General features: G+C 69.8%; 20 protein-coding genes. 6 read left to right on the top strand and 14 right to left on the bottom strand.

The window, feature by feature from the left end:
- Positions 1 to 93: 93 nt before the first annotated feature.
- The 13 genes from ABIC51_RS28115 to ABIC51_RS28175 all read right to left on the bottom strand — a co-directional run bounded on the left by ABIC51_RS28115 (position 94) and on the right by ABIC51_RS28175 (position 16,277).
- Complete coding sequence (locus tag ABIC51_RS28115) at positions 94 to 1,536, bottom strand: efflux transporter outer membrane subunit (RefSeq protein ID WP_226129456.1); 1,443 nt, start codon at positions 1,534 to 1,536, stop codon at positions 94 to 96.
- Positions 1,537 to 1,540: 4 nt separating this feature from the next.
- Positions 1,541 to 4,684, bottom strand: coding sequence for a multidrug efflux RND transporter permease subunit (locus ABIC51_RS28120; protein ID WP_027792344.1), 3,144 nt, complete (start codon positions 4,682 to 4,684; stop codon positions 1,541 to 1,543).
- Between the two features lie 20 nt (positions 4,685 to 4,704).
- Positions 4,705 to 5,862, bottom strand: coding sequence for an efflux RND transporter periplasmic adaptor subunit (locus ABIC51_RS28125; protein ID WP_027792345.1), 1,158 nt, complete (start codon positions 5,860 to 5,862; stop codon positions 4,705 to 4,707).
- Between the two features lie 274 nt (positions 5,863 to 6,136).
- Positions 6,137 to 6,886, bottom strand: coding sequence for a 4'-phosphopantetheinyl transferase family protein (locus tag ABIC51_RS28130; RefSeq protein ID WP_226129454.1), 750 nt, complete (start codon positions 6,884 to 6,886; stop codon positions 6,137 to 6,139).
- A 52-nt stretch (positions 6,887 to 6,938) separates the two neighbouring features.
- Positions 6,939 to 7,379 (bottom strand): hypothetical protein, encoded by a 441-nt coding sequence (locus tag ABIC51_RS28135; protein ID WP_021162534.1) that lies wholly within the window; start codon positions 7,377 to 7,379, stop codon positions 6,939 to 6,941.
- Between the two features lie 57 nt (positions 7,380 to 7,436).
- The gene (locus ABIC51_RS28140) at positions 7,437 to 8,912 is read right to left on the bottom strand and encodes an efflux transporter outer membrane subunit (protein ID WP_226129452.1); all 1,476 of its coding nucleotides are present in this window, start codon (positions 8,910 to 8,912) and stop codon (positions 7,437 to 7,439) included.
- Positions 8,913 to 8,923: 11 nt separating this feature from the next.
- Complete coding sequence (locus ABIC51_RS28145; protein ID WP_027792349.1) at positions 8,924 to 9,838, bottom strand: HlyD family secretion protein; 915 nt, start codon at positions 9,836 to 9,838, stop codon at positions 8,924 to 8,926.
- Between the two features lie 24 nt (positions 9,839 to 9,862).
- Entirely contained in the window at positions 9,863 to 10,057 is a 195-nt protein-coding gene (locus ABIC51_RS28150; protein ID WP_060172851.1) for a DUF1656 domain-containing protein, read from the bottom strand.
- Positions 10,047 to 12,149 carry an FUSC family protein gene (locus tag ABIC51_RS28155; protein ID WP_334054389.1) on the bottom strand — a complete coding sequence of 701 codons (2,103 nt, stop codon included), beginning with the start codon at positions 12,147 to 12,149 and terminating at the stop codon, positions 10,047 to 10,049. Before ABIC51_RS28155 ends, ABIC51_RS28150 begins: the two co-directional genes overlap by 11 nt.
- Before the next feature lie 100 nt (positions 12,150 to 12,249).
- On the bottom strand, positions 12,250 to 13,173 hold the full coding sequence (locus ABIC51_RS28160; RefSeq protein ID WP_059685911.1) for a LysR family transcriptional regulator: 924 nt from the start codon (positions 13,171 to 13,173) through the stop codon (positions 12,250 to 12,252).
- A 199-nt stretch (positions 13,174 to 13,372) separates the two neighbouring features.
- Positions 13,373 to 13,897, bottom strand: a complete 525-nt coding sequence (locus ABIC51_RS28165; protein WP_175855800.1) for a flavin reductase family protein — start codon at positions 13,895 to 13,897, stop codon at positions 13,373 to 13,375.
- A gap of 66 nt (positions 13,898 to 13,963) precedes the next feature.
- Positions 13,964 to 15,190: an FAD-dependent monooxygenase gene (locus tag ABIC51_RS28170; protein WP_226129669.1), complete on the bottom strand. Its 1,227-nt coding sequence runs from the start codon at positions 15,188 to 15,190 to the stop codon at positions 13,964 to 13,966.
- Between the two features lie 40 nt (positions 15,191 to 15,230).
- On the bottom strand, positions 15,231 to 16,277 hold the full coding sequence (locus ABIC51_RS28175) for an LLM class flavin-dependent oxidoreductase (RefSeq protein ID WP_230942759.1): 1,047 nt from the start codon (positions 16,275 to 16,277) through the stop codon (positions 15,231 to 15,233).
- 285 nt (positions 16,278 to 16,562) lie between these two features.
- Between ABIC51_RS28175 and ABIC51_RS28180 the strand changes: the two genes are divergently transcribed.
- The 4 genes from ABIC51_RS28180 to ABIC51_RS28195 all read left to right on the top strand — a co-directional run bounded on the left by ABIC51_RS28180 (position 16,563) and on the right by ABIC51_RS28195 (position 20,730).
- Positions 16,563 to 17,363 (top strand): 2-amino-3,7-dideoxy-D-threo-hept-6-ulosonate synthase, encoded by an 801-nt coding sequence (locus tag ABIC51_RS28180; RefSeq protein ID WP_021164281.1) that lies wholly within the window; start codon positions 16,563 to 16,565, stop codon positions 17,361 to 17,363.
- Positions 17,364 to 17,415: 52 nt separating this feature from the next.
- On the top strand, positions 17,416 to 18,480 hold the full coding sequence (locus ABIC51_RS28185; protein WP_175901426.1) for a 3-dehydroquinate synthase II family protein: 1,065 nt from the start codon (positions 17,416 to 17,418) through the stop codon (positions 18,478 to 18,480).
- 49 nt (positions 18,481 to 18,529) lie between these two features.
- Positions 18,530 to 19,630 (top strand): 3-dehydroquinate synthase II family protein, encoded by a 1,101-nt coding sequence (locus ABIC51_RS28190; protein WP_021164176.1) that lies wholly within the window; start codon positions 18,530 to 18,532, stop codon positions 19,628 to 19,630.
- Positions 19,631 to 19,707: 77 nt separating this feature from the next.
- On the top strand, positions 19,708 to 20,730 hold the full coding sequence (locus ABIC51_RS28195) for a methyltransferase (protein ID WP_060349195.1): 1,023 nt from the start codon (positions 19,708 to 19,710) through the stop codon (positions 20,728 to 20,730).
- Between the two features lie 34 nt (positions 20,731 to 20,764).
- Here the strand turns inward: ABIC51_RS28195 and ABIC51_RS28200 are convergent, their stop codons facing one another.
- Positions 20,765 to 21,472 (bottom strand): FadR/GntR family transcriptional regulator, encoded by a 708-nt coding sequence (locus ABIC51_RS28200; RefSeq protein ID WP_021164174.1) that lies wholly within the window; start codon positions 21,470 to 21,472, stop codon positions 20,765 to 20,767.
- Positions 21,473 to 21,774: 302 nt separating this feature from the next.
- Between ABIC51_RS28200 and ABIC51_RS28205 the strand changes: the two genes are divergently transcribed.
- Both ABIC51_RS28205 and ABIC51_RS28210 read left to right on the top strand, forming a co-directional pair.
- On the top strand, positions 21,775 to 24,024 hold the full coding sequence (locus ABIC51_RS28205; protein ID WP_226129667.1) for a TonB-dependent siderophore receptor: 2,250 nt from the start codon (positions 21,775 to 21,777) through the stop codon (positions 24,022 to 24,024).
- A 161-nt stretch (positions 24,025 to 24,185) separates the two neighbouring features.
- A complete protein-coding gene (locus ABIC51_RS28210; protein WP_175901424.1) occupies positions 24,186 to 25,100 on the top strand; it encodes an alpha/beta hydrolase family protein in 915 nt (304 codons plus the stop codon).
- The last annotated feature ends 241 nt before the right edge of the window (positions 25,101 to 25,341 follow it).

Here is a 25,341-nt window from a genome sequence, read left to right on the forward strand (position 1 = left end):
GTGACCTGCAGGCGGGCCGGCGGCGCGGCACGTGCGCCGCCGGACTTCACCGTGCGTTCGGTCGTCGCGAACGGATCGGCGACGACGCGTTGCTCAGTTGTTCGCCACGTTGTTGGCGGGAGGCACATCGGTGTCGACCAGGCCGCCACCGAGCGCCTTGTAGAGCGCGACCGCGTTGCCCAGTTCGGCGTTGCGCAGATCCAGCAGGGCCTGGCGCGCGGCATACAGCTGGCGCTGCGAGTCGAGCAGTTCCAGCCGATCCTCGATGCCGGCGCGATAGCGCAGGTTCACGAGATCGGTACGGCGCTCGGCGCTCTTGACGACCCTGGCCTGCGCGTCGATCTGGCGGCTGAACGTCTCGCGCCCGGCGAGGCCGTCGGCCACTTCGCGGAACGCGGTCTGGATCGCGCGTTCGTATTCGACGACCGCGCTGGACTTGCGCACTTCCGCGAGATTCAGTTCGGAACGCAGCCGGCCGCCCTGGAAGATCGGCAACGTGACCTGCGGTGCGAAGCTCCACACGTTCTGGCCGCCGGCGAACAGGCTGCCCAGCCCCGGGCTCAGGAAACCGATCGACGACGTCAGCGACAGGCGCGGGAAGAACGCCGCGCGCGCCGCGCCGATGTCGGCGTTGGCGGCGACGAGGTTCTGCTCGGCCTGCTGGATGTCCGGCCGGCGGTACAGCAATTCCGACGGCAGGCCGGCCGGCAGTTGCGTCATCACCGGCTGGCGTTCCAGCGATAGCGGGTCGGGCAGGTTCTTCGGCAGGTCGGTGCCGACCAGCAGCCGCAGCGCGTTGCCTGCCTGCTCGACGGCGCGCGAGCGCGCTTCGAGATCGGCGCTGGCGCTCGCGACCTGGCCTTCGGCCTGCGCGATGTCGACGCCGCTCGCCTGATCCGCGAGCTTGAGCCGGCGCGCGAGGTCGAGCGACTGGCGCCAGTCGTTCAGCGTGCGCTCGGACAACGCGCGCTGTTCCTGCGCGAGACGCTCCGCGAAATACGCGCTGGCCACGGAGCCGACGAGCGCGATCTGCACCGCGCGGCGGCCGTGGTCGGTCGCGAGGTAACGCGCGAACGCCGCATCGGACAGCGACTTCACGCGACCGAACAGGTCGATCTCGAACGCGCTGACGCCGACGTTCACGCCGTACTGGTTCTGCGTCGTCTCGAAAATCGGCGGGTTCGATTGCGAGTCGGCCGGCGTGCGCTGGCGCGTGAAGCTCGCGCCGGCGCCGATCGACGGCAGGCGCGCGGAACGCTGGATGCCGTACTGCGCTTCGGCGGCCTGCACGTTCAGCGCGGCCAGGCGCAGGTCGCGGTTGTTGTCGAGCGCAAGCTCGATCAGGCGCTGCAGGCGGCGGTCGCCGAACATCGTGCGCCAGCCGAGATCGGCCGCGTTCGCGTGCTGGTCGGCCGCGGCAGCGGTCGTGTAGGCGGTCGGCACCGGCATCGCGGGCCTGACCAGCGCCGGGGCCATCGAGCATGCCGACAGCGCGAGGGCGGCGGACACGGCCGCGGTAAGAATGAGCAATCGCATGGCATCAACCTTCTTGTTCGTGGGTCACGGTGGCGGGCTTCTTGCCGGATGCGCGCCATGCCGAGATGCGTTCCTGGATGCTCATCACGAACACGAAGAAGACCGGAACGAAGAAAATGGCCAGCACGGTGGCGGTCACCATGCCGCCGAACACGCCGGTGCCGATCGCGTGCTGCGTCTCGGCGCTGGCGCCGGTCGCGATCATCAGTGGCACGACGCCGAGGCCGAACGCGAGCGAGGTCATCAGGATCGGGCGCAGCCGCAGCTTGGATGCCTGCACGGCCGACTCGATCAGCCCCATGCCTTCCTCGCGCAACTGCTTCGCGACTTCCACGATCAGGATCGCGTTCTTCGCCGACAGGCCGATCACGGTGATCATCCCGACCTTGAAGAACACGTCGTTCGGCATCCCGCGCAACATCACCGCGGCGAGCGCGCCGATCAGGCCGAGCGGCACCACCAGCATCACCGACAGCGGAATCGCCCAGCTCTCGTAGAGCGCCGCGAGCACCAGGAACACGACGACCATCGACAGCGCCATCAGCATCGGCGCCTGCGAAGCCGACTCACGCTCCTGCAGCGACTGGCCGGTCCACGCGACCGTGAAGCCCGGCGGCAACTGCGCGGCCAGATGCTCCATCTCGGCCATCGCCGCGCCGCTGGAGTAGCCGGGGGCCGAGCCGCCGGAGATCCGTGCGGACGGGTAACCCTGGAAGCGCACCAGCTGCAGCGGGGTTTCCGACCAGACCGGACGCACCACTTCGGACAGCGGCACCATGCCGCCGGTCGCGTTGCGCACGTAGAGCTTCATCACGTTCTCGATCTGCATGCGGGCCGGCGCATCCGCCTGGATGATCACCTGCTGCATGCGGCCCGCGTTCGGGAAGTCGTTCACGTAGGTCGAACCCATCGCGGCCGACAGCGTGTCGCTGATGGTCGTGAACGACACGCCGAGCGCTTCGGCCTTGTCGCGGTCGATGTCCAGCTTCACGCTCGTGCCGGCCGGCAGGCTGTCCGGATAGACGCCGGTCACCACCTTGCTTTGCGCGGCCAGTTCGAGCAGCTTGGCTTCAGCCGCCTTGAGTGCCGCGTAGCCCTGGTTCGCGCGATCCTGCAGGCGCATCGTGAAGCCCGAGCTGGTGCCCAGCCCGTCGATCGCCGGCGGCAACAGGCTCATGACCGTGCCTTCCGTCACGCCGCCCATCGCGGCCTGCGCGCGCATCGCTTCGTCCATTGCGTTTGCCCCGTCGCGCTTGTCCCAGTCCTTGAGCACCGCGTAGTTCAGCGCCGCGTTGGAGCCGAGGCCCGAGAAGCCGTAGCCGATGATGGAGATGCTCGACTCGATGCCCGGACGCGACGCGAGATGCTTCTCGAGGGTCTTGACCACGTCGCCCGTGCGCTCGACGGTCGAATCCGACGGGAGCAGGAAGCCGGTCATGAAGTAGCCCTGGTCTTCCTCGGGCAGGAACGACGACGGCAGCATGCGGAAGCCGAACACCAGCGCGGTGGAGATCGCGACGAACAGCAGCATCACGCGGCCCGTGCGGCCGACCAGCTTGCCGACGCGCGTTTCGTACCAGCTCGTCATGCGGTCGAAGCGGCGGTTGAACCAGCCGAAGAAGCCGCGCTTCTCGTGGTGGCCATGCTCGACCGGCTTGAGCATCGTCGCGCACAGGGCCGGCGTCAGCGTCAGCGCGAGCAGGGCCGAGAACATGATCGACACGGCCATCGACATCGTGAACTGCTGATAGATCACGCCGACCGAACCGCTCGACATCGCCATCGGCAGGAACACGGCCGTCAGCACCAGCGTGATGCCGATGATCGCGCCGGTGATTTCCTTCATCGCCTTGATCGTCGCGTCCTTCGGCGACAGGCCTTCTTCCACCATCAGGCGTTCGACGTTCTCCACGACGACGATCGCATCGTCGACGATGATGCCGATCGCGAGCACCATGCCGAACATCGTCAGCACGTTGATCGAGAAGCCCGTCATCAGCATGACCGTGAAGGTGCCGAGCATCGCCACCGGCGCGACGATCGCCGGGATCAGCGTGTAGCGCACGTTCTGCAGGAACAGGTACATCACCAGGAACACGAGCACCATCGCTTCGATCAGCGTGTGAATCACCTTCTCGATCGAGATCTTCACGAACGGCGCGGTATCGAACGGGATCGAGTAGGTCATGCCGGACGGCATCGTCTTGGCGATCATGTCCAGTTGCTCGCGCACGGCCTCGGCGGTCTTCACCGCGTTGGCGCCCGGCGCCAGCTGCACGCCGGCGAAGGTCGCGGGTTTGCCGTTCTCGCTGTTGACGAAGGTGAACGACTGCGGGCCGAGTTCGACCCGCGCGACGTCGCCGAGCACGACCTTCGAGCCGTTCGCGTTCGCGCGCAGCACGATCTTCGCGAACTGCTCGGGCGACGTGAGCTGGCCTTGCGCGGTGAGCGGTACCGTCACGCGCTGGCCCGGCAGCGCGGGTGCCGCACCGAGGCTGCCCGGGGCGATCTGCACGTTCTGCTGGGCGACGGCCGTCGTCAGGTCGTTCATCGACAGGCCGTAGGTGATCAGCTTCTGCGGATCGACCCAGATGCGCATCGCCTGTTCGGAGCCGAACAGCTGCACCTTGCCGACGCCTTCGACACGGCGCAGGTCCTCGACGACGTTGCGCGCCATGTAGTCGGCCAGCGCGTTTTCGTCGTAGCGGCCGCTGTCCGACTTCAGGCCGACGAACAACAGGAAGCCGGTGGAGGCAGACTCGACGATCACGCCGTTTTGCCGCACGACGGGCGGCAGGCGCGGCTCGACCGACTTGAGCTTGTTCTGCACCTCGACCTGCGCCATCGCCGAATCGGTGCCGGGCTTGAAGGTCGCGGTGATCTTCGCCTGGCCGGACGTATCCGACGCCGATTCGAAGTACAGCAGGTTGCGGACGCCGGACAGCTCGCGCTCGATGAGGCTCAGCACGCTGTCGGTCATCGTCTGCGGCGTGGCGCCCGGGTAGGTGGCGGTAATGGTGACGGTCGGCGGCGCGACCGACGGATAGCGCGCAACCGGCAGTTCGGGGATGGCGATCAGGCCCAGCAGGATGATGAAGAGGGCGATCACCCACGCGAAGACCGGGCGCCGGATGAAGAATTGGGACATGACTGGATGCTCCCCGTGACTCAGTGCGACGAAGCGGTCTTGACCGCTTCAGGCGCCTTCCAGGCGGTCGCCGTCACGGGCGCACCATCGCTCAGGCGCTCCATGCCTTCGATGGCGATCTTCTGGCCCGCCTGCAGCCCCGACTTGATCCGATAGCTGCGGTTCGTCAGCTCGCCCACCTCGACGGCCTTCAGGTGTGCCTGGTTCTTCGCGTCGATCACCCAGACCTGCGGTTTGCCGCCGGCGCGGACGATCGCCTGTTGCGGCACGGTCAGCGCGTCGGCGTAGTGCGCGCGCGGGATGCGGGCACGCACGTACATGCCCGGCAGCAGCTCGCGCTTCGGGTTGTCGACCAGCACGCGCAGCAGCACGTCACCGGTACCCGGATCGACGTTGACGCCCGAGAACAGCATGCGGCCCTTCACGTCGTAGCGCGAGTCGTCGTCGCGCAGCACGTCGACCGGCAGGCCGTTGCCCGCGGTGTCCGGCTGCCCGGCGAGCGCGCCGCGCAGCGAATCGAGCGACGCGGCCGGCTGGCGGACGTCCACATAAACCTGGTCGATCTGCTGGATGCGTGCCATCGGCTGGCTGTCGCTGCTCGCGACGAGTGCACCCTCGGTCACGAGAGCCTGGTCGATGCGGCCCGTGATCGGCGCCTCGACGGTCGCGAATTTCAGGTCGAGCTGGCGGCGCGCGAGCGTCGCGCGGGCCTGCGCGACGTCGGCGGCAGCCTGGTCGCGTTGCGACACCGAGTCGTCGTAGACCTGCCGGCTGATCGCGTCGGCTTCCACCAGCGGCTTGAGGCGGGTGGTCTGCACCTTGGCCCGTTCTAGCGCGGCTTGCGCACGTTGCAGGGCCGCTGCGGCCGTGTCCATGTCGGCCTTGAACGGCGCCGGGTTGATCTGGAACAGCGGCTCGCCCGCGCGCACTTCCGAGCCCTGTTCGAACAGCCGTCGCTGCACGATGCCGCTGACCTGCGGCCGGATCTCGGCGATCCGGTGCGCCGCGACGCGGCCGGGCAGGTCTTCGGTCAGGTCGAGGGGCGCGGCCGCGAGCGTCATTGCCGCAACCGGGATGGCCGGCGCGGCGGCCTGCTGTTCGGAGGGCCCGCAGCCCGCCAGCATCGCTGCCACCAGCGCGCACACGGCGCCGTAGCAGGCTCGTTTCTGATTCTTCATGTGGACTCCATGGGACGCAGGCACCCGATGGCCCGCATTTTCGGTTCGCAGTGTGCGTGTGCCCGATGGAGTTTTTTGTGCGGAAAGATGGAGGTTTGATGGAGGCGGCGAAAGAATCGCGGAACGGCGATGCGGCGGCGGTGTCGGCGCTTTACATCCGGAGCGCGTGCTCCCATAACCGGGAACCTTCGCGCGTTCCCATGAACGGCATCCCATCATCGATGCCGACAGCGGCCGGCGCGCAAGCATGCGCCGCGAGGATTGCTGCGCCGGTTTATCCGGTCTCGGCCGCGATGCAGGCCGCTGTGCCGCACGACGTCGCCGCCCGCAGGTGGCGATCGCGGTCGGCCAGCCAGTCCTTGCGTTCGCCGCGCCAGCCCACCGCATGGATCTTGTCCATCTGGCGCGCGGCAACGGTAGCCGCGCAGGCCAGGCCGGGGAGCGGGATGTCGAGCAGGCGCCAGCGGCCCGCATGCGGCGTATCGACCTCGCGGAACGGTCCCGCAAACGGCGCCAGCGACGCGAGCGTCGCGCCGTGTCCGCTTCCGCATGCATTCGAGAGGCTGTCCAGCCGAAGCTGGTCGCGCGATGCCGGGCCGGCGTACGTGCCGGCTTGCGCCATGCCCAGCCCGATCGGGCCACGGGCGATCGCGATCACGATCCAGATGCCGGCGTGGCCGACCACGATGTCGAGCCCGTCCAGCGAGTCGCAGCCCGCGATCGCGATATGGTCGGCCTCGCGCTCGATCAGCGTGAGCTCGTCGGCGGCGCGGCCGGCCAGCGTCCCCAGGATCGCGCGCAGCGCCGACCGGCCGATCGCGAAGCGGCGGCCGTGCGCGCGGTTCGGATGCATCCTGGCACGCCGCAGTTCCGTCTTCGACAGGCAGAGGTGGCCTTGCTCGCTGGTGACGAGCTGCCATTCGCCGCGCAGTCGCCACAACAGGATCTCGCCCGGAGCGGGCAGCCGCGACGGACATGACGCCAGCGTGTGCGAGCTGGTGATCGTCAGGGCGGGATAGCGCATGCCGGCCCTCGTGTCGGTGGCGGATGCGACGTGGCCCGGCATGCCGGCCCCGTCATGCCTGTTGTCCGGTTTGCAGCGCGTCATTGCCCGGATGCTGCCGCGTGAGCCGGGCGGCGAGCGAGACGGCCTGCCCGAACGACGCCACCGCGTGATGCGGAATCCCGAATGCCTTGACGGCGACCTCGCCCTGCGCGGCCACTTCCGCGCGCCGGTCGGGATCGGGTTCGACGCTGACGAGCGCCTTGCAGACGGCGCCCAGCTCGACCTTGTTCTGCTTCAGCCAGACCGCGCGATGCTTGCGGTCGTCGTGGCTCTCGTCGGTGTCGAGCTCGACGTAGACGATCACGAACGGCTCGCCGTGGCGCATCAGCGTGTCGATCTCGCCTTCCCAGCGCGGCGCGTAGCCCGGTGTCGCGTGTTCGGGGCGAAACACGCAGACCGGAAAGAGATGGATGTCGTGTAACGCGAAATCATTCGGATTGAGAGCGGACATCGAGGGTTCTCCGTTGGATGAGCGACGCCGAAGCGTCGGGTGGCCGTGCGTGGGCATTCAATGCGCGCTCGCTTGCGCCGCGCCGGCCTGCGCGACCGGCGGCGCGGCGCGCCAGCCGACGCCGAGCGACTTGTAGAGCGCGATCGCGCCCTGCACCTGGGCGAGCCGGCTGAGCGCGAGCGCATCGCGGGCGCGGTACGTCGCGCGCTGCGCCGTGAGCACCGACAGGTATTCGCCGAGGCCGTTGCGGTACAGCCGCGTCGCGCGCGACTGCGCATCCTGGCTGCTGTCGACCGCCGCGGCGAGCATGGCTTGCTGGTCGCGCGCGGCGCCGATCGCCACCAGCGCGTCCTCGACATCGCGAAACGCGCCGCGGATGCGCTGCTCGTATGCGAGCCGGGCCGCCTCGGCGGCCGCGCGCGCGGCGTCGACGCCGGCTTTCGCGCGGCCGCCGTCGTACAGCGTCTGCGTGCCGTCGAGCGCGACCGACCATGCGACGCTCGCGCCCGAGAACAGGTCCTGCACGAGGCTCGCCGTCGTGCCGAGACTCAGCGGAATCGCGAAATGCGGAAACTGCTCGGCGCGCGCGACGCCGATCTGCGCGGTCGCGGCGGCGAGCCGCCGTTCGGCGGCGCGAATGTCGGGGCGCTCGCGGATCACGTCCGACGGCAGCGTGACGGGCAGCGCGGGCGCGACCGGCAGGGTCGCGCCGGGCGCGCTCAGCGAGTCGCGCAGCGTTTCCGGAAAACCGCCGACGAGCACGCCGATCGCGTGGGCGAGGCGCGCGACGTCCTGTTGCAGCGGCGGCACCGCCGCCTGCGCGAGCTGCAGTTCGGCACGCGCCTGCGCGACCGCGAACGACGTGCCGAGGCCGCGCCGGTTCGAGCGCTCGGTCAGCTGCCGCGTGGCGTCGAGGCTCGCGACGTTGTCCGTTGCGATCCGCAGCCGCTCCTGGGTCGCGCGCAGTTCCGCGTAATCGGATGCAAGCTCGGCCAGCAGGCTCACGAGGATCGCGTGGCGATCGTCGTCGAGCGCGTCGATCTGCGCATCGGCGGATTCGACCGCGCGTCGCGTGCCGCCGAACAGGTCGAGTTCCCACGACGCATCGAAGCCGAGCCGGTAGGTGCGCGACTGGCCGATCCCGGGCGGCCATTCGAGCGCGCGCGACGAGCGCAGCGCATCGGCGTTCCCGCCCGCGGTGACGGTCGGGCCGAGTCGGCTCGCGATCTGGTCGCGTTCGGCGCGCGCCTGCAGCAAGCGCTGGCGCGCGATCGCGAGATCCTGGTTGTGCGCGATCGCCTGCTCGACCAGCGCATCGAGCTGCGCATCGCCGAACGCGCGCCACCAGTCCTGCAACTGCGCGGGGTCGGCCGTCACCGTGTCGCGCGGCGCGCTCCAGCCGGGCGGGTGCGCGGGCCGCGGCGCCACGTAATCGGGGCCGACCGTCGTGCACGCGGCGAGCGCGCAAGCGCAGGCCGCGACGAAGGCGCGCACGCGGCACGTCGCGCGCACCGGAGGGAACGGGCATCGCATCGTCGCCTCCGTCACATCCACGCGTGCAGCCACGACGCGAGCCGGCCGCGCGGCGTGCGCTCGCGCCCGCGTTCGCCGACTTCGACGCTGCACGTCATGCCGGCCGCCAGCAGCACGCCGGCCGGCACCCGGTCGATCTCGATGCGCACCGGAATGCGCTGCGCGAGCCGCACCCAGCTGAAGGTCGGGTTGACGGCCGGCAGGCCGAGTTCGTCGAGCGTGCCGTTTTCGTCGGCGATGCCGCGGCCGATGCTCGTCACGTGCCCGCTCAGCAGCGGATCGAAGCCCATCAGCCGGATCGTCGCGGGTGCACCCGTCGCGACGCGGCGCAGCTTGGTTTCCTCGAAATAGCCGGTGATCCAGAAGCTGTGCGCGTCGAGCACCGAGATGCCGGGCTTGCCCTCGACCGCGTAGTCGCCGTGACGCAGGCGCAGCTGCGTCACGTAACCGTCGACCGGCGAGCGCAGCGTCGTGCGTTCGAGGTCGAGCTTCGCGACGTCGAGCGCGGCCAGCGCCTTGCGGTGCTCGGCCTGCGCGATCGCCACCGCGCGGCTCGAGCGCTGGATGTCCTCCCGCGGCACGAGATCGTCGAGGCCGGTGCGCCGCTGCGCTTCGTCGCGCTTCTGGCGCATCGACTCGGCGGTCGCGGCGACCTGCGCCTCGGCTTGTTCCACCGCCAGCGCGAAGCGCTGCGGATCGATCCGGTACAGCACGTCGCCTTTCGCGACGCGCTGGTTGTCGACCACCGCGACTTCGACGACGGTGCCCGACACTTCGGGCGCGATCCGCACGACGTGCGCGCTGACACGCGCGTCGCGCGTCCACGGCGCGAGGACGTATGCATGCCAGAGCGCGGCGACCAGCACGATCGCCACGGCCACGGTGGCGAGCGTCAGCAGGGAGCGGGTGAGGGGTTTGAGCGACATGACGCGATACGTTCCGACGGGAGGCTAGAAATAGAGGATCAGCGCGGCGACCAGCACGAGCGAAATCGCGAACTCGAACAGCGCCGGATGCCACACGCGGCGCAGCACGCCGAGCCTTGCGAGCAGCGCGCGCACGGCCAGATAGAGCGGCACGGTCGCGCACGCATAGACGAAAAAGGGCGGCAGGTAGATGCCGGCCAGCGGGAATTCACTGAGCATCGCGGGCGCGCTCCGGAACGGCGGTGAAATAGGCGGCGTACGTGTGCAGCAGCACGTAGACGTCGGCGAACGCGGCCATCAGCCACTTCAGTTCGGTGTTGCCCGGCTGCGCGGCGGCGAGGCCGGCCAGCGCGTGCGCGGCGCGCCGTGCATGCCGGGCCGCGCGCGGCGGGGCGGCCGCGTGCCGCGCGAGGCCCGCGAGCCCCGCCCGCACGCATCGTCGCGCGGGGTCGGGCAAGCCGTCGCGCGCGGCGCCGCGGCGGATCCGCAGCAGCTCCTTGCCGACGTGCAGCGCCGCGAGCGCCTCGATGCTCGCCTGCGTCATCGCGACCGGCTGGCCGGCGAGCAGCGCGCCGAGCTGCGCGATGCGGTGCTGCTGGCGCTGCTGCCAGCCCGCCGCCGTGACGCGCCGGCCGGCCACGAGCGCGAGCGTGTCGTCGCGGATCGTGCGGCGCAGCCGCGTGGCGTCGGTGGCCAGGTTGCCCGGCAGGATCAACCGGAACGTGAGCAGCGTGAGGAACGTGGCGAGCACCCACGCGACCGACTGGTTCAGGAACAGCGCGACGTCGGGGCGGAACGGATTGGTCGCGCCGGTCAGCGTGTTGAACGCGACGAGATAGGCGAGCCCCGCGAGCGCGGTCTTCGGCACGCTCGTCGCGTAGATGCCGGGCATCCAGAACAGCGCGAGCGCGACGACGAGCAGCGGAAAGCCTTCGATGCGCGGCAGGATGCCGAACGCGCACACGAACGCGGCCGGTACGGCGAGCACCGTGCCCTTGATGAACGCCTGCGCGCCGGCGGCCGGATTGCCGGCGGTCGCGAGCAGCGCGCAGTACGGCGCGACGACGAGCAGCATCATGTCGCCCTGGTTCCAGCCGGTCGCGAGCCAGAATGCGCCCGAGATCACGATCGCGCACGCGGCGCGCACGCCGTTGCGCAGGGCCGCGCCCGTGTCGCGGTGAAAGCGCACCCGCGCGGGCCGGTAGCCCGGGCGCGGGCGCTGCAGTTCGACGAGCCCGTCGAGCGCCGCGCGGTAGTCGTCGATCTGCTCGATCAGTCGCTCGCCGGCGATCAGCAACGCCGCATCGTCGCGCGGATCGCCGAGCGCGATGCCGTCGAGCGCGTCGCGCAGGCGTTCGCGCGCGTCGCCGAGCAGCGCACGCGCGTGCGTCGCGCCGCCGGGGCCGTCGCCCAATGCGTCGGCGGCGGCCTGCCACGCGGCCGCGAGACGCGGCTGCAGCGATGCGACCGAGCGCGCGCCGGGGCTGTCGGCCGGCAGCGGCGGCATGCCGCCCGCGAGCGCGCCGAACAGCGATGCCATCCCGTGCCGCACGGCGGCCGCGCGTTGCGCGAGATCCTCCGATTCGGCCTTGCCGAGCGCGAGCAGATCGTCGATGCCGTAGATGCCGGCGAACAGCGCGTGCCGCTTGTCGTCGGCCGGTGCCGCCGCGAGGCCGTTGCGCTGCGCGGCGATGACCCGCGCGACGTCGGCGGTGACGCGCGTCACCAGCGCGTCGAGTTTCGCGTGCACGTCGCGCGTGCCGAGCAGCATCGACACGAGGCTCAGGCACAGCACGCCGATCGCGACCGTCGAGCCGCGCCCGATCACGTGTTCGAAGGTCAGCTCGGGATGTTGCATCGCGCCGTAGGTCGCCAGGCCGATCGTGTAGCCGGCCACGACGGTGCCCGACGCGCGGAAGTGCCGCAGCAGCGTCATGCCCGCGACGCAGACGCCGAGCCAGAACGCGAAGCCGAGGATGAACAGCAGCGGCTGCTGCGCGAAGCAGCCCATCAGCACGAACGCGACGACCATCCCCGCGATCGTGCCGACCACGCGCCACACGCCCTTGCCGATCACCGCGCCCTGGACGGGATTGATCACGAGCAGCACCGTCGACGCGGCCGAATACGGCGTTTCCAGTTCGAGCAGGTACGCGACGCCGAGCGCGAGCGCGGCGGCGATGACCGAGCGCGCGACATACGCGCCGCGCGGCGTGAAGATGTCGATGCGCGCGATCAGCGCCGCGGCCGCGCGAGTCAGGCGGCGGGGCGGCGCCGCGACGGCGCGCGTCTGATCTGCTGCGTCATGCACTGCACTCGCTCCATGAGAAAGGACGAAGCCAGTCTACGGTCGCGCCATGCATGCCGAACAGTGACGTCTTTGCACTCGACGAGTGCGTGCAACGCATCCGTCATGCATGCGCCGCACGCAGCGCCGGCTGGCCGGTGCACAGCCCGCGCACGACACGCCGCAACCACTGGTGCGCGGGGTCGCTCTGGAAGCGCGGATGCCACGCCTGCGTGATCAGCACGGTTTCGAGCGGCACCGGCAGTTCGAACGTGCGCACGCCGAGCCCGGCCCGCACCGCGCCGCGCGCGAGATGCTCGGGCAGCGGCAGGATCAGGTCCGACGCCTGCAGCGCGAAGATCGCCGCATACGGCGTCGGCACGACGAGCAGCACGTGGCGCGCGAGCCCGCGCGCGGCGAGCGCGTCGTCGATCGGCCCCGCCGACTTGCCGCGCCGCGAGACGCCGATGTGCGGCCAGCGCGCGAAGCGCTCGGGCGTGATGTCGTCGTCGAAGATCGGGTGGTCGTGGCGCGCGAGGCCGACGAAGGTCGTCGTGAACAGCGGCTGCACGCGAATCTCCGGCCCCAGGCGGCGCGACGCGCTGATGAAGAGGTCGATGCGGCCGCTGCGCAATGCGTCGTCGTCGACGTCGTCTTCCTCGGGCATGAAGCGCAGCATCGCGCGCGGCATCCCGCGCGCCATCTCCTCGAGCAGCCGGCTGCTGTGCAGGCCGACGAAGACGTCGTTCGCACGCACGTTGAACTGCTTGTCGAGCGTGCCGAGATCGATTTCCGCGGACGGCGCGAGCAACTGCGATGCGCGCTCCACGGTTTCGCGGACGACGCCGCGCAGTTCGAGCGCACGCGGCGTCGGCACCATCTTGCGGCCGGCCTGCACGAAGATCGGGTCGCCGACCGTTTCGCGGATGCGCGCGAGCGTGCGGCTCATCGCGGGCGGGCTGAGGTTCATGCGGCGTGCGGCGCCGACGACGCTGCCCTCTTCGAGCAGCGCATCGAGCGAAATCAGCAGGTTCAGGTCGGGTGCCATCGGCTTCTCCGTTTCATCGCGTGCATGCGGCGCAATGGTAGTGCGTGATGTGCGCGCGCAGCGTGACTGCGGCGCACGCAACGATTGCGTGCGGCATCACGCGTGACGCACGCATCGGTGGGGGCGCGTGTTGCCTCGAGCAACCGGGCCCGGTGCGAACCCCGCGAACGAATGCTCGAAACAACGTCACGTGCGCCCGTTACCCAACGCCGGCATCGGACGGCAGCGAGCGGACGGCGGCGAACGCGCCGTTCACGTACATCAGCGGGTTCACGTCGGCGGACATCGCGACGCGCGTGACCCGTCCGACCAGAATCGAATGCGAGCCGACCTCGACCTGTTCGAGCGTGTCGCAGAAGAACGACGTCTGCGCGTTCTCGAGGTAGGGCAGGCCCGTCGCCGCGTCGGTACGCCATGCGTCGTGCGCGAAACGCGCGTCGGAGCCCGTCGTGCTGCACGCAAGCGCGAGCGGCACGTGGCAGCTTCGCAGCGCGTTCACGCAGAAGCGCCGGCGGCCGGTGATCGACGCGTGAATGCTCGCGCGCCGGTTGATGCACACCAGCACGGTCGGCGGATCGAGCGCGACCGACGTGAACGAGCTGGCGGTCAGCGCGCACGGTGCGGCGGCGGCGCCGTCGCCGCCGGTCGTCACGATCGTGACGGTGGCGGCCACGCCGCGCATCGCCTGTTTCAGTTGCTGCGCAATGTCCACGGTGTTCGTCATGATGCGGTCCTGTCGCGAGGAGCCCCGGTACCGCGCGGGTCGCGCCGCGCGGCACCGGGGCGGGCGTCAAAGCTGGTACGCGTCGGCCCAGGTCCAGTGATAGGACTTGAAGTCGGCGCGGCGCGACTTGAGCTCGGCGTCGCGCGCCTGCTGTTCGGGGCCGTCGGGCAGGTGGAACACGCCGCCGTTGCCGGCCGATGCAAGCTGGATCCGCGCGCTGCGGTCGATCCGCAGGCGCTGGTATTCGACCAGCGCGGCGCCGAGCGCGTCCTTCGACGCGAGCCCGGTCACGCACCGGCCGAGCACGACCGCGTCCTCGAGCGCCTGCGCGGCGCCTTGCGACTGGTACGGCAGCATCGGGTGGCATGCGTCGCCGAGCAGGCACACGCTGTCCCACACCCAGCGCGTGAGCGGCTGCCGGTCGTGCAGCGACCAGCGGCTCAGGTCCGACGCGCAGCGGATCAGCCCGACGAGGCGCGGATCCCAGCCGGCGAGCTCGGCTTCGAGCGTCGCGCGGTCGCCCTTGCTGCTCCACGATTCGCGCGTGCTGCCGTCGCCCGGCACGATCACGACGAGGTTCAGCAGCCGGCGGTCGCGCACCCAGTAATGGATCGCGTGCCGGCCGGGCCCGAGCCAGATCGTCACCTGCGGTTCCCGGACGATCTCGAACACGGGCGAGCGCGGGTCGAGCGCATCGGCGTCGATCAGTGCGCGATACGCGTCGTCGCCGCTGTAGTGCGGCGCGTCGTCGCCGAGCAGCGCGTGGCGCAGCGTCGAATGAATGCCGTCGGCCGCGACGACGAGATCCGCGCGCCAGCGCGTGCCCGCCGCATCGACGAGCGTCGCGCCGTCCGGCCCGTATGCGTCGAGGCCGCGCACCGCGATGCCGCCGAGGACGGGGACCGGCGGGCCGGCCGTGTACGGGTCGCGCACGGCATCGAGCAGCGCGGCATGCAGGTCGGCGCGATGCGCGTTCCAGTACGGCGCGTTGAACTCGGCTTCGACATCGTCGCCGAGCGGGAAGGAACCGAGCAGGCTGCCGTCCTGCCAGCGGCGGCGGATCGTCGCGATCGGGGCGACGGCGGCCAGCCGCTGCCGGTCGAGCACGCCGAGCGCACGCAGCGCGCGCGTCGCGTTCGGCACGACCTGCAGCCCGGCGCCGACTTCCCGAAACGCCCGGCTCTGCTCGAGGACGGTGACCCGATGGCCGGCGCGCCGCAGCGCGAGCGCGGCGGCGAGGCCGCCGATGCCGGCGCCGACGACGATCGTGTCGAGTGACAGGGACGGTGTCATGGGCGAGCCCGTGGTGGATCCGGAAGGAATCGGCATGGCGTCATAGTCCCGGCAGCACGTCGCGGGCGAACACCTCCAGGTTGTTGCTCATCAGTTCGTACGGCTGCGCGCCGTAGTCGATGTGCCACAGGATCGCGTCGAGGCCGAGGTCGGCCTCGAGCGCGCGAATGCGCTGGCGCACGGTGTCGGGCGTGCCGAGCACGGCGGTTGCGTCGAGGTCGGCCGTGTCCATGCCGCCCATCTTGTTCTTCATCGCTTCGTTGTAGCCCTGGTAGGCCGGCGACTGCACCTGCTCCCACGACTTCGCCGCTTCCGCGAAATTGCGCCAGTGATGGCGCAGGCGCGGCTCCGCGAGTGCCAGCGCATGCGCGTCCGACGTGCCGATCATCAGCGGGATGCTGATCGCGACCTGCGGCTTGCGGCCGGTGTGGCCGTGATGGCGCTCGAACGTGTCGCGATAGAGCGCCACCATCTCCTGTGTCTTCGCGAGCGCGGCCTTGCGCGGCGGCGCGGCCATCAGCAGGTTGAAGCCGCGTTCGCCGATCCACTCGAAGCTGGACGGCGTGAGCAGCGCCGCGACCCACACCGGCGGGCGCGGCTGCTGCGTCGGGCGCGGCAGCGATTGCGCGTCGCGGTAGCGGAAGAACGGGGTGTCCTCGCTGGCCGATTCCTCGGCAAGAAGCCGCACCGTCGCGTCGATCGTCTGCTGGAAGCGCGTCTTGCTCGAGTCGAGATCGATGCCGAATGCATCGAATTCGTACGGCAGGAAGGCGCGCGCGAAGCCCAGCTCGAGCCGCCCGTTCGAGATCGCGTCGAGCTGCGCGGCTTCGGCCGCGAGCTGGATCGGATGATGGAACGACGCCTGGATGCCGCCCGTCATCAGGCGGATCGACTTCGTCTGCGCGGCCACGGCCGCGAGGAACATCAGCGGCGACGGGCTGTAGCCGCCGTACGGCTTCAGGTAGTGCTCGGTCATCTTTACGTACGTGTAGCCGAGCCGCTCGGACAGCGCGCTGAGCTTCAGCGCCTGGGCGTAATAGTCGGCCGCCGGGCGGTCGGCCGGGCCGGTATCGGGCAGGAAGGACACGCCGAACTTCATAGACACCTCACAGGTTGATGTGCTGCCGTTGTCTGCAAAGGGGAAGCGATGCCGCGACGAATGCGTCCCCCGGTCGGGAAACTGGATCGCTCGCAAGGCACTTGCAAGGATGATCCAATCATAGGATGATTGGGTCTATGCAAGTCTTACACGTCGCAAGATTTGCTGCAAGCGTTGCTCGGTTGTCGCTCCAGTTCCGCCCGCAAGCGGGCACCCCGGGGGCAGGCTGAAGTCGAACGGGCCGGCCTTTCCATTTCTGGCGAGGAATCACGGATGAACGCTCTTCTATCGGTTTCTGGCAAGGCGCTCAGGATGCGGCGGGTGGTGCGTGCCGCGTCGGGCAAGTGTCTGATGGTGCCGCTCGATCATTCGCTCGCGGACGGGCCGATCGCCCATCCGCAGCAGTTGCGGCAACTGGTTGGCGACATCGCCGCGCACGGCGGCGACGCGATCGTCGTGCATCGGGGCCGCGCGCGCTTCCTGGCGCCCGACGTGCTGAGCGATCTCGCGCTCGTCGTGCACCTGAACGGTTGCACGCGCTACGCGGAGGACGCGAACGCGAAGACGCTGTTCGCGAGCGTCGAGGACGCGCTGGCGAGCGGCGCGGACGCGGTCAGCGTGCACGTGAATCTCGGCTCGAAAACGGAATCCCAGCAGCTGCTCGACCTGAGCCGCATCGCGACCGAATGCGCGCGCTGGTCGCTGCCGCTGCTCGCGATGATCTATCCGCGCGGCCCGGGCCTCGGCGATCGTCCGCAGGCCGAACTGATCGCCCATGCGGCGAACGTCGCGGCGGATCTCGGCGCCGACATCGTCAAGCTGCCGTACAGCGGCGACGCCGCGAGCATGGCCGACATCATTGCCGGTTCGTCGCTGCCGGTGCTGGTCGCGGGCGGCGCGAAGCTGCCCGAAGACGAGTTCGTCGCGTTCACGTCGCGGGTGATGAACGCGGGCGCGCTCGGCATCGCGGCCGGCCGCAACGTGTTCGCCGCGCCGAAGGCCGCCCCGCTGATTCGCCGCCTGTCGGACGCGGTGCACGGCGTCGAGCGGCGCGCCGCGCATCTGGCCGCCTGATCCGCTGCGCCGGGCCGTCGTACCCGGTCTTTTTCGACCATCGAGGGTTTCCATGCATCGCTATCCGTGGATCGACCTGCGCGCGCTCGGCGCGCAGGCAGGCGCCGTCGCGGCCGACGCGGCGAGGGCCGGCGCGCGCCGCGTCGTGGTGGGCGAGGCCGGTCGCGATACGTGCGCGGCCGGCGCGGCGGCGCTATTGACCGTTTCGACGGCGGGCGTCGCGACGCTGGTCGACGATGCGCATGCGCCGCTCGCGGGCGTTCGCGTGAGGATCGACGGCGCGGCCGATTTCGATGCCGCGCGCGCCGCGATCGCGCGGCACGCGCTCGTCCTGCTCGACTACGCGCTCGCGACCACGATGCCGCTCGAGCGCCTGCTCGAGGGTGTCCGCGACGCCGCGTGCCGCATCGTCGTGTCGCTCGCCGATCCGCACGGCGCGGCTTACCTCGCGCGCAAGCATGCGCAGTCGCCGGTCGACATCGCGTTCGCACCGCGCGATGCGGCCGCGTTGCGCGGCGTGCTGGCCGCGTGCGGCGAGCTGCGCTCGCGCGAGCCGCTGAAGCTGAAGGCATTCGAGGTGCAGCGCGTCGAGCCGCTCGGCGTCGGGCTGCATGCGGTGATCGACGGCTGTTCGCAGCTCGACGGCGAAGAGTGCGTGCTGGCCGGCGCGAGCGCGACCAGCATGCTGCTCGTCGTCGCGGCCGGCGCCGCGCACCCGCCGGGCCGGCCGCTCGTGTTCGGCTTCGACGCGGGCTCGGCCGAATCGTTCGTGTTCTGCGGCGGCGACCGCGCGCGCCAGCTTTCGCTGCTGCGTTCGGGCGAGCGGATCCTGACGGTCGGCGCGGCGGGCGACACGCGCGCGATCGTGGTCGGCCGCGTGCGGATCGAATCCGCGCCGCTCGTCGCGTTGCACACGCGCAGCGCATCCGGCACGAGCACGCGTGTCGTGCTGCGCGGCGACCGCGCGGTGCGGTTCCGGACCGACGGCGGCACGGCCGTCGGGCTCGCCGATGTCGCGCCCGGCGTCAGGCTGGCCGGCTACGAGCCGGGCGCCGGCTGGGTGGATTGCCGGATGCGGGCCGCCGCGTCGCGCTCGGCCGTTTCCGTCAGTCGCTAGTTTCACCCTGTCATTCAACCTGCTTTATCCCCTTCGAAGGAGATTGGCCTTGAAGAAGCTTTCCTGGATTGACCTGCGCAACATCGGCGAGCTCGCGGACGAGATCACCGAGGAAGCGCTGCATGTCGGCGTGTCCGCATTCGTCGTGAAGGATGCGGAGCAGGCCGGGCGGCTGCCGCCGAGCGCGTGCAAGGTCGCGGTCGTCGATCGGCAGCCGGCCGATGCCGCGCTGCTCGAGCAGGTGCAGATCGTCCTCGTGAAGGACGGACTGCCGGTCGATTTCGCGGTGCCGGACGGCGTCGAGCTCGGCGTGTTCATCGAAGTGACGGGCGAGGCGACGCTCACGCGCGCGTGCGAGCTGTCGGTGTCCACGCCGTGGCTGCTCGTCGAATTCCTGCAGGACCCGAGCAAGATCCCGCTCGAGATCCTGCTGGCGGCCGCCGATCGCGCGGCGGGCGAGCTGATCACCGTCGTCGCCGACCTGGAGGATGCCGAAGTGACGCTGAACGTGCTGCAGCGCGGCCCCGAAGGCGTGCTGCTCACGCCGACGCAGGTCGGGCAGGCCACGCAGCTCGTGTCGATCTGCAGCGACACGGTCGAGGATCTGCAGCTCGAGGAAATCGAGATCGTCGGGCTCACGCACCTGGGGCCGGGCGAGCGCGTATGCGTCGACACCTGCTCGCGCTTCGAGCAGGACGAGGGCATCCTCGTGGGCTCGTATTCGACCGGCATGATCCTGATCAGCAGCGAGACGCACCCGCTGCCGTACATGCCGACGCGCCCGTTCCGCGTGAACGCGGCCGCGCTCCATTCGTATGTCGTCGCGCCGGACAACCGCACCCGCTACCTCGCCGAGCTCGAATCGGGCGCGGAGATCCTCGCCGTCAACGTGCAGGGCAAGGCACGCCGCGTCGTGGTCGGGCGCGCGAAGGTCGAGACGCGGCCGCTGCTGCTGATCGAGGCGAAGAATGCCGCGAATCGCGCGATCAACATCATTGCGCAGGACGACTGGCACGTGCGTGTGCTCGGGCCGAAAGGCAGCGTGCACAACATCACGGAGCTCAAGCGTGGCGACCGCATCCTCGGCTATACGCTCGATGCGCAGCGCCATGTCGGCTACCCGATCCGGGAATTCCTGCACGAGCAGTGATCCGCCTGCTTCGTTGACGATGCGATCGCCCGGTGCATCGCGCGCCGGCGCGGTCGAACCCTGTTCAGGAGTGCTTTATGGAAAATGCGGCAAAACAGGTGCTGGATACGTTGTTCGGGCGGTGGCGCAGCCGGATCCTGTATGCGGGCACGCGGCTCGGCGTGTTCGATGCGGTCACGACGGATGCACCGGTTTCGTCGGCCGCGCTCGCGGCGACGCTCGACGTCGACGAACCGCTGCTGTACCGGCTGCTGCGCGCACTCGCCGCGCTCGGGCTGCTCGACGAGGACACGCGGCGCGGCTTCCGGGCCACCGCGGCGGGGGCGCTGCTGCACGCGGACGCCGCGAGTACGCTGCGCGATTTCGTGCTGTTGCAGGAGGGCCCCGAGCACTACGCGATCTGGGCGCACCTGCCCGACATGGTGCGCGAGGGGCAGCAGAACGGCTTCGTCCGCGAGTTCGGCGCGATGGCGTTCGACTATGCGAAGGATCACGAACGCTACCGAAGCGATTTCAAGCGCGCGATGTCGAGCTTCTCGACGGTGCAGTCGGAACAGGTCGTCGATGCGCTGCGCGATGTCACGTTCGCGCCGGGTACGCACGCGTGCGACATCGGCGGCGGCCAGGGGCACATGCTGTGCAGCCTGCTGCGGCGGTTCGGCGCGCTGACCGGTGTCGTGTTCGACCTGCCGGAGGTGATCGACGGCGACGCGGACGACTGGGCGCAGCGGATGGGCGTGAGCGCGCGCTGCAGCAAGGCGGGCGGCAACATGTTCGACGCGGTGCCGGCCGCCGACGTCTACCTGCTGAAGCTGATCCTGCACGACTGGAACGACGACGAATGCGTGGCGATCCTCAGGCGGGCACGCGAAAGCGCCCGCGACGGCGCGCGCGTGTTCGTGATCGAGCGGGTCGTGCCGGCGCCGGGCGTCGCGCATTTCTCGAAGCTCTACGACATCCACATGATGTGCTGGGGCAGCGGCCGCGAGCGCACGCGGGACGAATACGACGCGCTGCTCGCCGCCGCCGGCTGGCGGCCCGCGGGGCTGCGCTCCGCGCCGGACGGGCAGATCGACGTGATCGAGGCCGTCGCCGCGTAGCGCGCACCGGCCATACCCGGGCGTACGGGGCCCGTCAGGCGGCGGGCGCCTCGCGCGTCTCGAGCCAGGTCATCTGCGGCTTGAGGATCGCGAGCGTCGCGCGCACCGCCTTGTTCTCGTCGCGCTGTTCGATCGCATCGAGCACCGCCTGGTGCGCCCGCATGTCCGGCTCGGGGATCTCGGCCTCGTCGAGTTCGACGAGGATGTCTTCCACGTTCGCGAGGATCGAGCCGGAGAAATAGCGATACAGCGCTTCGAGCGCGTGATTGTGCGAGGCGGCGGCCACGGCGATGTGAAACGCGCGGTCGCGCTCGACGAACTTCTTCACGTCGCGCGACGCTTCGCGCTCGCCGCGCGCCTTCAGCAGCTTGCGCAGCGTCACGAGATCCTCGTCGGTGCGCCGGCGCGCCGCGTAGCGCGCGCATTCCGTTTCGAGCATGCATTGCAGTTCGAGATGGTCGCTGCGCGCGGCACGATCGACGTTGCGCATCGTTTCGGCCGGATCGACGTTGCGGCGCACATAGGTGCCGTCGCCCTGGCGCACTTCGAGCACGCCGGAATACGCGAGCGTGCGAACCGCCTCGCGCACCGTGTTGCGCCCGACTTCGAGCTGCTTCGCGAGATCGAGCTCGGTCGGAATGCGCTGGCCGACGCGCCAGATGCCGGAAGTGATGTTGGACTTGAGGATCTCGATCGCGGAATCGACGAGGGAGTGTCGGGTGGCCGGGGGCAGGCTTGACATTAAGTGTGTCGCTTGAAACTTGAGGGTGTCGCTATCCTATCATCCGATCATTCATTTGGTCGTTCAGGATAACGACATTCAAACGTGACATTTTGTTAACGTCAGACGAATAAACCTGCGGCCGATCGATGCATGCCGCACATTCGTCGATTGCGTCCACCGGCATTTACCCGCGCCGCGTCGGCGTAAATGATTCGCATTCGCTGTTCAGTCGAGGTCGCCGTTGCAAGAGCGGCCCGTCTCCGTACCCAAGGGCGCGACGTATCCGCCGACGCCCGTCTCCGCTTTCCGGATAACCCGACATGAATCGATCACACATCGGCCGCGATGCGCGGCCTGGATTTCCGTTGCCGTGCGCGGCGTTGCGGCGCGTGCCGGGCTGGGCGGCCGTACTGGCCTGCGCGGCTACGATGCCGATCGCCGCTTCGGCTGCCGCGCAAGATGCGCCGGACGCGGGCGAGCCTGCGGATGCGCCGCTGCTCGCGCCGATCGTCGTCGACGGGCGGCGCGAGACGGGCGTCGGCCCCGTGAACGGCATCGCGGCCGACGTGTCGCGCGCGGGCACCAAGACCGACACGGCGATCGTCGAGGTGCCGCAGGGCCTGTCGGTCGTCACGCGCGAACAGATGGACCGGCAGGATGTGCACAGCGTCGGCGAGAGCCTGCGCTACACGCCGGGCACGTACGCGGACTCGCGCCCCGGCGGCGTGCTCGAGAGCGTGTTCCTGCGCGGCTTCGGCGGGTTCGCGGCGGCGGCGATCAATCCGCAGATGCTCGACGGTCTGCCGCTGCCGAAAGGCGTGAACTGGGCCGCGAGCGTCGTCGATCCGTGGACGCTCGAACGCATCGACGTATTGCGCGGCCCGGCGTCGGTGCTGTACGGGCAGGCGAGCCCCGGCGGCATCGTCGACATGGTCAGCAAGCGGCCGACGCGCGACGCGCAGCACCTGCTCGCCGTGCAGACCGGCAACCGCGATCGCGGGCAGCTTGCGTTCGATTTCAGCGGGCCCGTGACGCAGGACGGCACGTGGCGCTACCGGATCGACGGCCTTGCGCGCCGCGCGGACGAGCAGATCGATTACTCGCGGCAGCAGCGGATCGTCGTCGCGCCGTCGCTGACGTGGCAGCCGAACGCCAATACGAGTTTCACGCTGCTGGGTTCGTTCCAGCGCGATCCGCACAACAACTTCGCGGGCTGGCTGCCGGCCCTCGGCACGCTGTGGCCCGACGCGGGCCGGCGGATGCCGACGCGCTTCTATCCGGGGCTGCCCGGCTTCGACACGTACGACCGCACGCAGGCGATGATCGGCTACGCGTTCGAGCATCGTTTCGACTCGACGTGGAAAGTCCGGCAGAACGTGCGCTATACGCATCTCGACGTCGACTTCGCGGGCGCGGCCGTCAATTTCGTCGCGCCCTACCTGGCGCCGGGCGTGCTGAACCGTTCGCTGTCGTGGTCGCGCGAGCACGTGAACCATCTCGCGCTCGACAACCAGGCGGAGATGCGCATGATGACGGGGCCGGTCGAGCATACGGTGCTGGCCGGGCTGTCGTACGAGCATGCGGTGGCGAACCTCGTCGGATCGGGGTTCGGCGCGGCGCCGCCGCTCGATACGCGTGCGCCCGATTACGGGCAGCCGTTCGCGGCGCCGCCGATCGGGCAGCAGACGCGCCAGACACCCGACCGGATCGGCGTCTACCTGCAGGACCAGGTGCGCTGGGATCGCTGGGTCTTCACGCTCGGCGGGCGCGAGGAGTGGTCGCGCACGACGACCGACGACCTGCTGCGCTCCGCGAGCGTGCGGCAGAGCACGCGTGCGTTCACCGGGCGCGCGGGTGCCGTTTATCTGTTCGACAGCGGCTTCGCGCCGTACCTGAGCTATTCGACGTCGTTCGAGCCGGCGCTCGGCACGCGCTTCGACGGCCAGCCGTTCACGCCGACGAAGGCGAAGCAGTTCGAGTTCGGGCTGCGCTACCAGTCGCCGGACCGGTTGCAAAACGCGTCGATCGCCGCGTTCGACATTCGCCAGCGCAATGTGCTGACCGCCGATCCCGAGCATCCGTTCTTCAACGTGCAGACGGGCGAGGTGCGCTCGCGCGGGATCGAGCTGGAAGGGCGGTCGCGCTTCTGGAAGCAACTGGACGTGATCGCCGCGTACACGTATCTCGACACGACGGTGCAGGCCGATACGGACGCGGCCGTCGTCGGCAAGCGCGTGGCGGCGGTGCCGCGCCATCTGGCGTCGCTGTGGCTCGACTACGCGGTCGACCGGCCGGGGCTGCGCGGGCTGAGGGTGGGCGGCGGCATGCGCTACGTCGGGCGCAGCGCGGGCGACAACGTCAATACGTTCGACGTGCCGGCCGTCGTGCTCTTCGATCTCGGGCTGTCGTACGACCTGGGTGTCGAGCGGCCGGCGTGGAAGGGGTGGCGCGTCGCGGCGCACGTGAACAACCTGTTCGACCGGACTTATGTGTCGTCGTGCTTTTCGGCGGGAGGATGCTTCTACGGCACGCGGCTGACGGTGACGGGGGATGTCAGTTACCGGTGGTGATGGCGGGTGACGATCAGGATGCCGGTGCCGGGTGTGCGGCCGGTGCGGGCTGTAAGCATGCGGCCGGCCCGGTTGCGGCGCCGCACGGATACACTGTCGCCTTCGCGGTACGCATCGCCACAGCCTCGCCCGTCATCCCTGGATTCGTGGAGAGATTGCCCATGAGCATCGTCGTTCGTCGAAACCCGATCGCCATCCTCCTGTGCCGGGTGCTGATCCCGGGCGTGTTGATCGCTTCCGTTGCCGGCTGCGCGGCGACGGCGGTCGAAGACACCGCCATTGCCCCCGATCTGCATGAAACCGTCGTCAAGGTGCCGGTCGACGAAGGGGGGCGCACACGCGACATCGTCGCCACGACCTACATGCCGGACGGCCCCGGGCCCTTTCCGCTGATCGTGCTGAGCCACGGCAGCCCTCCCGATCCGCGCGCACGGCCGAAGGTGGGACGCTACCGCGCGTTGCCGCAGATCCGGACGTTCGTGCAGCACGGTTTCGCGGTCATCGTGCCGATCCGTCGCGGGTACGGTGCGACGGGCGGTGTCGACGAAGAGGATGCGGGGTCGTGCCGGCATCCCGATTACCTCGCTGCCGGCCAGCAGGCCGCGCGCGATGTGCTCGCGGCCGTGCGGTATGCGCAGACGTTGCCGCAGGTGGATCGAAGCCGCATCGTGCTGGTCGGGCAATCGGCGGGCGGCTTCGCGTCGCTGGCGGCGGCGAGCTACGCGCCGCAGGGCGTGGTCGCGGTGGTGAACTTCTCGGGCGGGCGCGGCGGGAATCCCGCGACGCATCCCGGCATGCCGTGCGATCCGCGGCAGATGGCCGACACGATCGGGCATTTCGCGAGCACGACGCGCGTGCCGGTGCTGTGGCATTACGTGCAGAACGACAAGTATTTCGCGCCGGAAGTCGTGGCGACGTGGTTTGCCGCGTTTCAGGCGGCGGGCGGGCACGGGCAGATGATCGTCGAGCCGCCGTTCGGCAAGAACGGCCACGGGATGTTCGCGGTCAAGGAGGCGATCCCGATCTGGCTGCCGCATTTCGAGGCGTTTGTCGAGCCGCTTGTTGCGGTGAAGTAGGTGGGGTGGGGGGATCGGTTTGGGCCGGGGGGGGATGGCCGTTGGCGACCCGAAGCGGACTATCGACATACCGGAACATCGACCGGTTGAATCCGCAACAGGAAGCGGACGTTCGTCGGACGGTGTCCTTAAAGGGCTGATCCACGAATCGGATGGCGGGCCGATTCTTCGTTTCTCCGGCACCGCCTGCTATATGCGGTCCGATTTGACAGCGACGTGATGTGCGGGCAGCTTTGCATTG

This window comes from Burkholderia sp. 572 (assembly GCF_040545135.1).
Lineage (GTDB): Bacteria > Pseudomonadota > Gammaproteobacteria > Burkholderiales > Burkholderiaceae > Burkholderia > Burkholderia cepacia.